The 13,289-nt window shown below is 58.1% G+C and carries 12 protein-coding genes and 1 tRNA gene; 7 read left to right on the top strand and 6 right to left on the bottom strand.

The window, feature by feature from the left end; all coding sequences use genetic code 11:
- Positions 1 to 2 precede the first annotated feature (2 nt).
- The 5 genes from ACE2AA_RS10330 to ACE2AA_RS10350 all read right to left on the bottom strand — a co-directional run bounded on the left by ACE2AA_RS10330 (position 3) and on the right by ACE2AA_RS10350 (position 5,986).
- The gene (locus tag ACE2AA_RS10330) at positions 3 to 1,295 is read right to left on the bottom strand and encodes a capsule biosynthesis protein (RefSeq protein ID WP_395369685.1); all 1,293 of its coding nucleotides are present in this window, start codon (positions 1,293 to 1,295) and stop codon (positions 3 to 5) included.
- Between the two features lie 471 nt (positions 1,296 to 1,766).
- A complete protein-coding gene (locus ACE2AA_RS10335) occupies positions 1,767 to 2,414 on the bottom strand; it encodes an ABC transporter ATP-binding protein (protein WP_141261328.1) in 648 nt (215 codons plus the stop codon).
- A gap of 82 nt (positions 2,415 to 2,496) precedes the next feature.
- On the bottom strand, positions 2,497 to 3,681 hold the full coding sequence (locus ACE2AA_RS10340) for a capsule biosynthesis protein (protein ID WP_141261296.1): 1,185 nt from the start codon (positions 3,679 to 3,681) through the stop codon (positions 2,497 to 2,499).
- A gap of 127 nt (positions 3,682 to 3,808) precedes the next feature.
- On the bottom strand, positions 3,809 to 5,017 hold the full coding sequence (locus ACE2AA_RS10345; RefSeq protein ID WP_395369687.1) for a polysaccharide biosynthesis/export family protein: 1,209 nt from the start codon (positions 5,015 to 5,017) through the stop codon (positions 3,809 to 3,811).
- A gap of 894 nt (positions 5,018 to 5,911) precedes the next feature.
- Positions 5,912 to 5,986, bottom strand: a tRNA-Gly gene (locus ACE2AA_RS10350).
- A 222-nt stretch (positions 5,987 to 6,208) separates the two neighbouring features.
- Here ACE2AA_RS10350 and ACE2AA_RS10355 point away from each other — a divergent pair.
- From ACE2AA_RS10355 to ACE2AA_RS10365, 3 genes are read left to right on the top strand one after another with little or no spacing between them, the layout of a single operon-like run.
- A complete protein-coding gene (locus ACE2AA_RS10355) occupies positions 6,209 to 7,177 on the top strand; it encodes a tetratricopeptide repeat protein (RefSeq protein ID WP_141301375.1) in 969 nt (322 codons plus the stop codon).
- Entirely contained in the window at positions 7,174 to 7,941 is a 768-nt protein-coding gene (locus ACE2AA_RS10360; RefSeq protein WP_141261299.1) for an LON peptidase substrate-binding domain-containing protein, read from the top strand. The genes ACE2AA_RS10355 and ACE2AA_RS10360 overlap by 4 nt, the downstream gene beginning before the upstream one ends.
- 44 nt (positions 7,942 to 7,985) lie before the next feature.
- Positions 7,986 to 8,180 (top strand): Trm112 family protein, encoded by a 195-nt coding sequence (locus ACE2AA_RS10365; protein WP_010516368.1) that lies wholly within the window; start codon positions 7,986 to 7,988, stop codon positions 8,178 to 8,180.
- Between the two features lie 95 nt (positions 8,181 to 8,275).
- Here ACE2AA_RS10365 and panC read toward each other — a convergent pair whose 3' ends face one another.
- On the bottom strand, positions 8,276 to 9,130 hold the full coding sequence (panC, locus tag ACE2AA_RS10370; protein WP_395369690.1) for a pantoate--beta-alanine ligase: 855 nt from the start codon (positions 9,128 to 9,130) through the stop codon (positions 8,276 to 8,278).
- 174 nt (positions 9,131 to 9,304) lie between these two features.
- On the opposite strand from panC, the gene ACE2AA_RS10375 reads away from it, so the two are divergent.
- The 4 genes from ACE2AA_RS10375 to ACE2AA_RS10390 all read left to right on the top strand — a co-directional run bounded on the left by ACE2AA_RS10375 (position 9,305) and on the right by ACE2AA_RS10390 (position 13,287).
- A complete protein-coding gene (locus tag ACE2AA_RS10375) occupies positions 9,305 to 9,454 on the top strand; it encodes a hypothetical protein (protein ID WP_019087433.1) in 150 nt (49 codons plus the stop codon).
- 76 nt (positions 9,455 to 9,530) lie between these two features.
- Entirely contained in the window at positions 9,531 to 10,925 is a 1,395-nt protein-coding gene (gene cysG, locus ACE2AA_RS10380; protein WP_395369693.1) for a siroheme synthase CysG, read from the top strand.
- A 104-nt stretch (positions 10,926 to 11,029) separates the two neighbouring features.
- Complete coding sequence (locus ACE2AA_RS10385) at positions 11,030 to 13,093, top strand: FUSC family protein (RefSeq protein ID WP_141261302.1); 2,064 nt, start codon at positions 11,030 to 11,032, stop codon at positions 13,091 to 13,093.
- Positions 13,093 to 13,287: a DUF1656 domain-containing protein gene (locus ACE2AA_RS10390; protein WP_141261303.1), complete on the top strand. Its 195-nt coding sequence runs from the start codon at positions 13,093 to 13,095 to the stop codon at positions 13,285 to 13,287. The genes ACE2AA_RS10385 and ACE2AA_RS10390 overlap by 1 nt, the downstream gene beginning before the upstream one ends.
- Positions 13,288 to 13,289: the final 2 nt, after the last annotated feature.

Raw genomic sequence — 13,289 nt, forward strand, 5'->3', positions numbered from 1 at the left:
TGTTAGTGAGAAGAACGTGCATCAAGGTGCGAGATGGTGAACACCTTCCCGTCCTGTGGCGGGGTCGTACGATTGATCCGCCTGAGCGTTCCCTGCACCAGTAACTGTAGCCCTTCACGAGAAAAGAAACCGCCCTCGATCAGGCAGCGATCAATCAGCACGCGCCGGAAATCCTCGAATGTAACGGGATCTGGTGCCGTGGGCGTGCCCCAGAAATGATCCAGTGTTCCCTGATCGGTAATGCCCGGCAGATCGTAAATCGCCTGTCCCAGCGTAATGACCGGGACATTGCAGATCAGCGCAAGCGTACCCGTGGTGCTGTTGATGGTCACCACGCCTTTCGCTGCCCGGACCATCTGGGCGATATCACCACTTTCCAGATAGCGCACGCGATCCGCAATTCCCAGCTTACGCGCGGTCGCCTGCACAAGGGCATTCCAGTCCTTGACCCCATTATCCAGGGGATGTTCTTTCACCAGCAGGTAAAGATCCCTGGGCGCATGCCGCGCAAAGGATTCCAGCACCACATGGATTGCCCCTGCTATGCCATCAAAATCCGAATGCAGCCGGATCTGCGCATCGGCATCCAGCTGAAGCGGAAATAGCATGTAAGGCAGGTTGTTATCCGCCACTTCCGCCAGAATCTGTTCCGTGCGTTCCCGCGCCGCATCACGATGATACAGACGCTTGAGCCACCCGATCCCTTCCGTCCACGGATGCCACGGCCGGTAATCATGCCAGTTCTTGAAATACCGCCGCGTCAGCAGATCAGCCGCGTTATAGGCCACGGCTTCCAGCGCCCGCCGCCGGAACGAAGACGGAACCTGAGCATGTGGCTGCAGGGGCGGAAGACGGGCAGCCTGTTCGTGATACCAGGCCGGATCACGAGGCAGGGATGAATGGCCATTGACCCCGTCAAGTTCCAGCGTCACCCAGTCAGGACGGATGTAGCCTTCTTCAAACACATAAACCCGTATGCCACGCTTGACACATAACTCCGTCGCCTTACGGTGCAGTGGACGACAGTCACCAAACAGCATGACATCGGTAATACCGTACCGGGTCAGGACATTCGTCAGAAAGTCAGGCCATTCGTCCATGCTGCCTGTAAAATTGATTCCATTCGGCAGACGCCAGAACAGTTGATCGCCACCGTTGAAATTGATCTTGTAGACTGCATATCCGGCCTTACGGAATGCTTTCCCAATTTCATGGAAAAAAGGCCCCATCAGTCCCTGAAGCAGCAAAAAACGACGGGAAGAGGTTACAGCATTGTTTTGTGAAATGTCAGGCATCACATATCAGTCTGTTCAAGCTTGACAGGCATGCCAATTCCTTTGGGAGCAGGACAGCGCCGATACGGACCGCCGACCTTTGTTTAAGGTTACAAAGTCGCACAGATATATGAGGAACAATGGTACAAGCATATGGCAGTGGTATGTTTTATCAACGGGCCAGAGCTTCACTTTCGGTATAATCCAGTCAGACCGCCACCCGTTCAAGGGCCAGACAGACTGTTTCCCGTGGAAAATGACAAAGGCGCACGGAAAGATATGCGAAGAATGCTGACTTTCCATGCTGTTGATCTACCTGCCACTCCCTGCCGTTCTGTTCTCGTAGCGGGCTATTTTAGAGTATGGGGGATTAGAAAACAAATCCTATCTTATTTATGGGACACTCTGGCACGCCACCCTTTCCGGGTATACAGCAGACAAAAATCTGTTTTAAATAGTATTTTAGGAATAATTTCTTCTGTTGTCTGGAATTTACAGGGAATGGTATAAATCAATTCCCTCCTGAACGGATGCACATTCTATCATTTTCCGATCATGTATTACGGCGCTTCTGTCGCATATTTCTTTAATAAAATTCATATCATGCGAAACAATTATCAATGCACGATCCGCACGCTTGATAAACAGTTCCTGTCGGCACCGTTCATAAAACCGGGCATCACCAACCATGATGACTTCGTCAATCAGATAACAGTCAAATTCGATCACGACAGACAGGGCAAAGGCAAGACGCGCGCGCATACCGGAAGAGTACGTTTTTACCGGATCCATAAGCTGCTTGCCCAGTTCGGCAAAATCATCGACATATTTCCGCGTCTTCGGATAATCGAGATTATAGATCCTGCAAATAAAGCGCAGGTTATCCAGCCCGCTCAGGCTCCCCTGGAATGCCCCGCCGAAAGCAAGAGGCCATGAAATTGACATGGTACGTTCGATACGCCCCGATGTCGCCAGTTCAACGCCCCCGATGATTTTGATGAGTGTTGATTTCCCGGCACCATTACGGCCTAGAATACCAAGCTTTTCGCCCTTTTCGACCTGCAGGTTGACACCGTCAAGGATACGACGCTTACCGTGCTCGACATGATATTCCTTAACGATATCAATACAACGTAACATACTGACTTTTCCCATTGGTCCGGTGACTGATACGCCGCACCGGACCGGTCATGACGACCGGCCCCATCATGAATGACATGAATTACCGCAGGTTACGTTCCCGCGCGCCCGAAATCAGCAATTTACCCATTACATAAAGGCCAAGTGTCGAAAAGAACACGATTACGAGAACGATTATGTTACGGGGATATGCTGGCCAGTCAGCTGCATTGGGCTGCGCCACTTCATCGACATAGATCATCTGCTGGTTGGCCTGCTGCTTGGCCACTTCCAACGATGCGACATCACTGAGCAGGATACGCTGCTGCATATCACGCTGCACCATCAGATCTTCGTACCCGGTAATCTTTGGAACAAGGGATTCATCCGAACCCGTAATCTGGCTGCCCGATTTCTTGATCTGGTCGGTCAGGATGTCAGCCTGCCGCTGGTAGGCTGCGATCAGCGGACTGCCGGGGGCTGATTTCTGCAACTGGTTCAGCTGCATGTTCGTCGACGTAAGCATATTCTGCAGGCTGGTCACAAAATTGACCATCGGGACAGATTGCCGCATGGGGTCGATCAACGCGACCTCATTCCGGTATTCGGCCAGTTTGTGGTTGATATCACGCAGCCTGGCCTCGGCTGCCTGCACTTCGTTCGCAGAAGCACGAATCAGATTTTCCCGCTGTCTGCGATTGATCTCATTCACCAGATTCTCACCGGCATCCAGCAGCGCACGCGCAATCCTCTGGGAATCTTCCGCACGGAAAGTACGGACGGTCAGGATGGAAATGTTCGTTTCCGAATCCTGCTCTACCAATACATGCCATTGATAGTAAAGGTAAAAATGCTCGAAATTCCGGGGAAGCGCAAAAAACGGATACCGTGCAAAAAAGTCGGCTTCCGGCCGCGAATATACATCCAGCAGGTTATTATGCTTGATCAGCAGTTCTGCAGCATCGCGTGACTGGATATAATCCTGCACCACGTATGTATTTTCAGATGTCGCGCCGCTGCCACTGGATTGCAGGATATTGCTCAACGAAATACCGGACTGCCCGGAGCGTCCACGCACGACAAAATGCGCTTCGGATATATACTGCGGCGTTGCAATCAACGTCAGGTAAAGAAAGACCAGAAACGTCGGCGCAATGACAAAGATCAGGAATGGCGTATGGTTCCGCACCAGATTACGAAACCAGTTTAAAACCCGCGTCAGAAAGGATTCATCGTCACGATTGTCATGGAACCGATTTTCATCCTGATTATACACCTCAATATTCATGACATGCAGGCCCGATCCAGCGTACGACCAGCAAGAATTTCCGAACCATACCAAACAGCAGACAATTTTACCGCAGGATCCACAACAGACACACGACCGAAGCCTTTATGTTTCAAAAATTGATTCATTATCGGACTATCCATGCCGCAGTGATCCCAGGGGCGATAAGTGTACTGATCAGGTTGAAGAACTTATAGAATTTGTTACTGGCGGAATTGGCAATATAGATCAGATCCCGATCCCGCATCATGAATCTTTCCGCCAGAAAATAATTACTGGGGTTCATCATATCCAGCTGATAGATTACCGGCCCGGTTGTCGCATTATTATCAACCGGCATGCCAAGATGTTTCAGCACATCCGCATTCTCGAAGCGGAACAGGTAAACCGCGTTAGGATCGGCACGGGAATCAATCGGGCCACCATTACGCGAAATGGCTTCAGCCAGATTCAGCGTAGGGGTGGTGAACTGTGTCTGCGTTACCCGTCCGCTGGCACCAAATACCGTGAAGCTACGTGGCTGGAACACGAGTTGCACCCGGTCACCCGGCCGCATCGTGATATTCTGCGCAGGATCGTTTTCTATTGTCTTGAGCGGCAGTTCGGCAATTTTGTCGTTACGCGTCAGGCGAACGATATAGTCCTCGTCCGACTGGGCTGTCCGGTCTTCCCCCCCGGCCAGAGCAATGACATCAAGTATGTGTTCCTGATTGGGTGTAAGGGGAATACGGCTGGGTCGGCGGACCCCCCCATACACTATGACCGAATTGGTAATATCGGACAGAATGCGCACGACCACCTGAGGAGACTGCGATTTCTGCTTGAGTCGCGCCGTAATCGTATCGGCCAGTTGACTGGTGGTCATGCCAGTCACATGGATCTGCCCGCCGAAAGGAATTTCAATATCCCCGTTCCCATCCACGCTCAATGGCGGCAGGCTGGAGGCCGTGGACATATTCATCCCACCAACATTGCTGCCCCCTGCACCACCATTTGCATTGGCGCTGGCACCAGCACTGGCGCCCCCAGGACCTGTCGGCGTCCCTACGCTACCGGGACTGAACAGCGCGCTTCCCACTTCATATATGGAGACCTGAAGGATATCGCCCGGCCCGATTGTGTCATTGCGGGGCGCACTGACGGGGGAATTATCCGCATCAAGGCTACTGAACAGCGGCGGTTCTTCGCTTTCCAGCAGACCGATCAGCTCCGGGGAAACCTTAACAATGCCGTAGTTTACGCTATTTTTCTGTGGGTTCCGCTGGGCATGATTGACCTCGGATTCCGTGGGACCACTATCCGGCAGGGAGCTACATCCAGCCAGCAACAGAATCATCCCGCCGATAACGGCAAAACGCTGACCTTTTCGAACATGCCGTAGAACTGAACCCAAATTTTTCGGGAGACAGAAAATGGTCAATGTGACACCGCAGCTAAAAGTTATGATCAGGAAGATAATCCGGCTGAAGGAAGAAAAGGGCCAGCGCAGGGGCCTTTTATCAGATCACACTTTGACTGACCATACGTGAGGACATGAATGCCCCATAAAGCTGACAGTAGCGGAAAACCATGCATTACACACCCGTTTTCCAAGCATGGACATACCATGACAGCCCTCTTTACGCAGGTCCGATCGGCACGCGCGAACGTAAGAAAACGTTTCGATATGCACGAAAATCACCTTTCCATGACGACATCAGCAACCGGCACAAGACCATGGCAATAAGGCAAAAAAAAGACATCAATGCGCGCCGCCAGATCAGATCGCGCGTGTGTGGAAAACGTTCCCTGTGCAACTACAGCATATCGTCAGTCAAGCGGAACGGTAACCGGGTATTGCACGCCCCGACTGTCCGTGCCGACTGTTTCCCGGGGATTTCCCGGAAGACAGGCGGATACGGCAGCATGATATGCGCAATGACGGAACGGATACACCGCCACCGCATCATTACCGGAAGGGGAACCCTGCCGAACATTCTTTAATAAACTGAAACAGTTCCAAACAGTTGCCCCCGCCATGACAGGCAGCAAGCAGCCTTGCCGACATCCGTGCAGTCCGCTTCAGTCATCATCATGCCTGACTGACAATACACCGTAGCATATGCCTGCGGCCCTACCACTCCTGCTTAAGGGCATGCAACAGACCACGAATACTGTATGTATATAATGCCAAAAACAAAAACGGCCCCGAAGGGCCGCTTACCAACCAACTGATTTAGTTTTTTAAATCTGGAGCGGGCGATGGGATTCGAACCCACGACCCCAACCTTGGCAAGGTTGTGCTCTACCCCTGAGCTACGCCCGCGCTCCGTGTCGGTGAAGCGGTGTTTACGGCAAACCCGATGGGTGTGCAAGAGGTTAAAGTGCTTTTATCGAAGTTTTTTTTCATCCCCCCATAATGCGGTTGCGGGGATCGCCGGGAATGCCAATCTATCCCTACAGCATATGAACCGACCGGCATGGGCATCAGGGTAGGCAATGTCCCCGTCCCCATGCTGGCCGCCAGACCAAACAGGAACACGACCAGATGGACTACATTATCGGCCAGACACCCCGCCCCGCCGGTTCCGCCCCAGCGGGTAGCCCGCCAATTGCAGGCGGCAGGCCCGACCCGGTGATGGAAGGCACGCAGAACACCTTCATGCGTGACGTGGTGGACGCCAGCCGTGAAATGCCGGTTCTGGTCGATTTCTGGGCAACGTGGTGCAAGCCCTGCACGCAGTTGACCCCGGTGCTGGAAAAGGTGGTGCGTGCCGCCGGCGGCCGCGTGCGACTGGTGAAAGTAGATGTGGACGCCAACCGCGCACTGGCCCAGCAGCTGACCCAGATCGGTCTGCCGCTGCAGTCCATTCCGCTGGTCGCCGCCTTCTGGCAGGGGCAGATCCTTGACCTGTTCCAGGGCGCCAAGCCCGAAAGCGAAGTACGCCGGTTTGTGGAAAACGTGCTGAAATCCGCAGGCGGCGCCCTGCCCGCGGCCGATCTGGTGGAAGCCGCCCACAAGGAAATGGAGGAAGGCCGCGCCGAAGCCGCCGCCGGACTGTTTTCACAGGTACTGGAAATCGAACCCGAAAACCCCGCCGCATGGGGCGGCCTTGCCCGTGCCCTGATTGAAATGGGGGATGAGGAAGGGGCCGAAACCGCCCTGAACGACGCGCCTGCATCCATCGCCAATCATGCCGAAATCACCGGAGCGAAGGCCGCACTTGAACTCAAGCGCGAAGGACGCAAAGCGGCTGAGGAAGCTGAGGGAATCCGCGCCCGCATCACCGCCAATCCCAAGGACTACGCCGCCCGCTTCGAACTGGCCGCAGCCCTGAACGCCGCAGGCAAGCGGGCGGAAGCAGCAGACGAACTGCTGACCATCATGAAAGAAGACAGGGCATGGAATGACGACGCCGCGCGCAAGCAGCTTATCCGCCTGTTCGAAGCCTGGGGCCAGACCGATCCCGACACGGTCGCGGCGCGTCGGCGCATGTCCTCGTTGCTGTTTTCGTGACGCGTCATGACCCACGGGGGACCATCATCATCCATGATGACATCCCCCGCCGCATCCCGCAGATCGGGGAAATGACACTGGCGGACTTCCCGGCGGAGCTGGGGCTGTTCCCGCTGGATGAAGCCCTGCTGCTGCCGCAGGGGCGGCTGCCGCTCAACGTGTTCGAGCCGCGCTATATCGCGCTGGTGGAAGATGCGCTGGCGGGCAACCGCCTGATCGGCATGATCCAGCCCCGCCCGCTGGACGGCATGGATGGCAGCCCGCTGGATGATGCCGGGGATGCCGACATGGATGATGGGTACAGCACGACCCCACCGCTGTACAATATAGGATGCATCGGTCGTATCACCGCCATGACCGAACGGACGGACGGCACGTACGCCATCACGCTGACCGGCGTTGCCCGCTTCCGCCTGCTGCGCGAAACGGAGATGCGCCGGGGCTACCGGGTCGCACGGGTCGATGCATCGTCCTTCGTATCCGACCTGACGGATGCTGGCGATGACATTCCCTTCGATCGCGAGGGGCTGCTCAACGCCCTGCATGATTTCTGTGAGGCACAGGGAGTGAGTACGCAATGGGACGCGCTGCGCCAGATGGATGACGCCGCCCTTCTGGTCACCCTGCCCATGATCTGCCCGTTTGGCACCGAACCCCGCCAGATGATGCTGGAAGCGCCCACGCCCGCCGCCCGGGCGCAGATCCTGCGCAATCTGCTGGACGGGGCTGGACATGAACCCGATGAGGGTGCATCCCCATCGTGATTAATTTCGCCTGAATAACTGCAACCTGCATGGGATCTGCCGCCATGACTGAAAAGCCGCCCGCCCCCCCGCTGGACCCCCGGCTGCTGTCCATCCTTGTCTGCCCGGTAACCAAGGGGCCGCTGGTCTATGACCGTGAGGCCGGTGAACTGATCAGCAAGCGCGCGGGCCTGGCTTTTCCGGTGCGTGACGGTATTCCCATCATGCTGCCCGACGAAGCCCGCAAGCTGGACGCCTGAAATACCGATAAAAACAAGAGTTTTTGGTGAAGCTTTTTTCAAAAAGCTTCGAAGAATGCAGCCTTTTTGAAAAAAGGCTGCACCCAAGAACTTCTTTATTCCGGCAATGGCACAGTCATGCCGTCAATCAACCGCACATCGCCCAGCCATGCCGCAGCCAGCAGGCGCGCGGGCGCATCCCCGCTCAGCGAAGCCAGCGGCTGCAGGTCCAGTTCCGAGCGCAGTTCCACGTATTCCACCGGCTCAAAACCCGCATCCGCCAGTTGGCCGGCTGCCTGCGTCAATGCGGCCGGAATATCCGCGCCCGCTGCGATATCGGCGGCACAGGCCCGCATGATGCGTGGCAGGGCCACGGCAATCTGGCGCTGATGGGGTGCCAGACGCCGGTTGCGCGATGACAGGGCCAGACCATCAGCCTCCCGCTGCGTGGGACACGCCACGACCTCAACCGGCAGATCAAGATCGGTGACCATGCGCCGGACCACCTGAACCTGCTGGAAATCCTTTTCGCCAAAAAAGGCGCGATCCGCCAGCGTCTGCATAAGCAGCTTGCACACAACCGTCGCCACGCCATCGAAATGGCCCGCGCGGGTACCGCCACACAGCCCCTCCGACACCCCTGACACGTTGATGCGGGTGGCGAAACCGGGTGGGTACATCTGCGATACGGTGGGCGCATACAGCACATCCACGCCTGCGCCCTTCAGCAGGCATGCGTCCGCCTCCAGCGTGCGAGGATAGGTTTCAAGATCATCTGCGTTGTCAAACTGGATCGGGTTGACAAAAACGGTCGCAATCACCCGGTCCGCCTGCGCCCGCGCCGCATGAACCAGTGACAGGTGACCTTCATGCAGCGCACCCATGGTCGGTACCACTCCCACACGGTCACCTGCCTGCTTCCACTTCCTGACACATGCGCGCAATCCGGCTACGGTGGTAATGGTTTCCATGCGCTATCTTTTCCTCTCCCTACCCGTCACTGACACCAATGACAGGACGGATTACATAACATCATTTCGGTTTCGTACACGATGGACATGAGGACGCACACCAGTTCATGTATGGACGTGGTGCAGGCATGGCTTTTCTGCTATGTCGACCATTGCGTCATGCAGGAGGTTTTTTTGGCCCGTTTTCTTCCCGTTCTTGGTATCTGTGCCATCGTGCTGTCACTGGCCGCATGCGCCACCAACACGCCGGGATCGGTCAAGGACCGTTCGACATGGGCACGCTGGGGTTATGCCGAAGGGGTGAAGAACGTCGCATCCCACTGACGCCACTCCACGCGTTTCCTTACAGACCTGATATTCCCCAGCTACAGGATGCCGGCTCGACCGGCTGTTTGACTGCATGACCAATATTCCCGAACCCGCATGGTTTCCCATTGCGTTGCGGCTGGACGATGTCCGGGTGCTGGTGATTGGCGGCGGCATGATCGCGGCCAACAAGGTACGTCTGCTACTGTCCCACCGCGCAAAGGTCGAGGTTGTGGCAGGCCGCCTTGATGCGGAAATGCAGGTATGGGCGGAAGACGGCTCCATCACCCACGTCGCCAGCACGGCCGATGACACCACCCTGCGCACCATCATGCCCGGCTGCCGTCTGGTCTATGCTGCAACCGATGACCGCGCGGTCAACCGCACTGCCGCGGCTCTGGCGCAGGAAATGAACATTCCCGTCTGTGCGGTGGATGATCCGCAGCCTTCCACTTTCATCACCCCGGCCCAGATCCATCGCGGGCTGGTGCGCATCGCCATATCCACCGGGGGGGCAGCCCCCGTCCTGGCCCGCCGCCTGCGCGAACAGGTGGAAAGCACCATACCCGATGGCACGGGGGAACTGGCCGTTTTCATGCAGCAGCAGCGTGAGCATGTGGGAGCGGCCTGCCCCGATATCTCACGCCGCAGGCAGGTCTGGGAAACCTTCCTTGACGGTGCGGGCGCACAGGCTGCCCGGCGGGGCGAGATCGAGCGCGCACGGGCCATACTGGATGACATCATCGCGTCCACTGGTACACGGGGCGAGGTCTGGCTGGTCGGCGCAGGACCGGGTGATCCGGACCTGCTGACGCTACGCGCACTGCATCTCATGCAGAATGCGGATTGCGTGCTGTATGACCAGCTGCTCTCCCCTGCCCTGCTGGACCGGGTCAGGCGCGATGCGGAACTGGTGTTTGTCGGCAAGCGGCGGAACAAACACACCATGCCGCAGCAGGAGATCAACGCCGAACTGGTCCGTCGCGCGCGTATGGGCCAGCGCGTGCTGCGACTGAAAGGCGGCGACCCGTTCGTGTTCGGGCGCGGGGGCGAGGAAATCGAGGCCCTGCTGGACTCCGCCATTCCGTTTCAGGTCGTGCCCGGCATCACGGCGGCCAATGGCTGCGCCGCCTATGCCGGTATCCCACTGACCCACCGCGACTGTGCGCAGGCCTGCATGTTCGTGACCGGGCATGCCCGCGCGGATGGCACCCTGCACCTGCCATGGGACAGTATGGCGCGACCGGGGCAGACGGTGGTGATCTATATGGGGGTTTCCGCCCTGCCCGCCCTGTGCGCACAACTTATGACGCACGGCCTGCCTGCGGACTGGCCCGCCGCCATTGTCGAACGCGGCACGCGCGCGGACCAGCGCGTGCTGACCGGTACACTGGGCGGACTGGCACGACAGGCAGCGGATGCAGGTGTAGGCAGTCCAGCGCTGATTATCGTAGGCGAAGTAATCCGGCACCGGGTGATATCCCCTTAGTGAATATCAGATATGCAGGTTGCTCCCGTACATCCTTTGTTATGAATTCCAGTCTACTTCCATTGTATTAAACGCCGTGAGGCCACTGAACGGTCAGGGAGGCCATGCCAGACCTACAGGCAAACAGCACGCGGCGTATTCACGACATCATGCATGCCTTCATGCCCTGGGCTGACCGCCTGCCTGCGGGCTGGGTGGGGTTCAGCCTGCGTACATGGTGCTCGCTGGTCCTTGGTCTTGCCACGGCCTTCTGGCTGCAACTGGACAATCCGCTGCTGGTTGGCGTCACGGTCATGATCCTGGCGCAGCCTTTGCGCGGACAGGCATTATCCAAGGCATTTTACCGGTTGCTGGGCACCATGGTGGGCATGGGAGTGTCCATTGTGCTGGTGGCGGTGTGGAACCAGCAGCGCGGCCCCTTTCTGGGGGGTGTCGCGCTGTGGCTTGCGGCCTGCGCCTTCGTGGGATCGCTGGAACGCGACTTCCGCTCCTACGCCGCGCTGCTATCGGGCTATACAGTCGCTCTTGTGGCCGTGAACTGCATTGATACGCCACAGAATGTATTCAACATCGCGGTGTCCCGTGCCTCGGCCATTACCCTTGGGGTCTTTGCCGTCGCCGTGGTCAATATCCTGTCAGGCTCGCCCGAGGCATGGCGCGGACTGGCGAACGGGCTGAAGCAGCTTATCCGACCGCTTAGCGAAACCGCGCGCGCCGCCCTGCAGCATATGTACGACCGGGGCGCACAGACCGACATCCGGCTGGGCGCACGCATACTGGCACTGACCACCCCCCTGTCCTACGCCCGCACGGAACTGGAACGCGGCGGTGCGCGCGCCAACGGGGCACGGCTGGCCATGGTGTCCATGCTGACGATACTGGACTGCGCGCGTGGACTGGGGCGACATACCGGTCATGGCAACATCAATCCGGCAGTGGAGGACGCCATTGCCCGTGTCGCCCGACAGACCGACCTGCGCACCGATCAGGCCGGTTTCACCACACATATACTGGATGCCGTGCGCACCACCCTGTCCGGCCATGTACCCAATGCGGACGAAGCCTTTGCCATTGAACGCGCCGCCCGCATGCTGACCGCACGTACCCGCATGCACGCCGGACAGGAAGTACTGACCGAGGGCACTGGCAGCGCCATCCACAGCAGGACCGTCAATATCGCGGTCCAGCCCAATTACCTGCTGGCCCTGATCGGGGCTCTGCGGGTTCTGGTCGGGTTTTCGTTTGCCGCCGGGGTCTGCGTCATCACCGGCCTGCCGGGGGCGACCGTGGCACTGGCCCAGACCGCGCTGACCCTGACCCTCGCCGCGACCAATGTGGATACGGCACGGTTTGGCATGGGCGCGATCATCGGCCTGCCGTGCAGCGTGCTGGCGGCTGCCGTGCTGAACTTCTTCGTGCTGCTGCATGGGGCGGACATGCCGTTCCTGGCGCTGACGTTGCTACCCCAGACATTCCTGGCCTGCCTGTTGCTGATACGCCCGTCCACGGCGGCCATCGGGTTCAATTATGGCGTGTTCTTTTTCGCCATACTGGGGCTGGACAACCACCAGAGCTACAACCCGACGGAATTCCTCAACCGCAACATCTTCTATCTTCTGGCGGCCCTGCTGGCTTTCATCATCCTTGTGCTGCTGTTTCCGCCATCACCACGGCGGCAGCGGTTCTGGATGGCATCCACCATCGTGCGCGCGCTGGAACGCCAGATGACCGGGCATGGCGAAGCCGACAGCCCGACCCGCCTGACCCGCACCTATGACCGGCTGGCCCAGATGCAGTTCTGGACCGATCGCCTGCCACGCAGCGCCAGCAGCGGGCGGCAGATGGAAAGCTTCACCACCTTTGCCGAGCTTGATGGCGCGCTGGCGCGGGCACGGACCTATGCCCGGCAGGCACAGGCAGTCCCCCTGCTGCGCCCGGCCGCCGAACTGGCGCAACGTGAACTGCTGCTGCACGCCCCATGGGATGTAGTACCCGCGATGCATGAGGCAATGGCCGCCATACCCGCCCCGCAGGCCCATCTGTCCCCCCAGACCCAGATCGCCGCCATCAACCTGCTGGCGGGGCTGGATGGCGTGATGCGGGCATGGCAGACGGCGGCGCCACGGTTGCGGCATTACGGCATCATCAAAACGAAGAAGGCAGGCTGATGCGTCAGGTTGTTGATCTGGAAGGCGTGCTGATCTCGGCCTTTGTCATGAACCTCGGGCTGGCACTGTGCACGCTGCTGGTGCTGCGCATCGTGCTGTCGTGGCTGAACCTGTGGCGGTTTGTCTGGAACCCGCCGCTGGCGCAGTTCGGCCTGATGATCTGTCTTATTGGCCTGTATACCCTGATCCTGTGAAA

It is taken from the genome of Komagataeibacter diospyri, from assembly GCF_043995075.1.
Classification (GTDB): Bacteria; Pseudomonadota; Alphaproteobacteria; order Acetobacterales; family Acetobacteraceae; genus Komagataeibacter; species Komagataeibacter diospyri.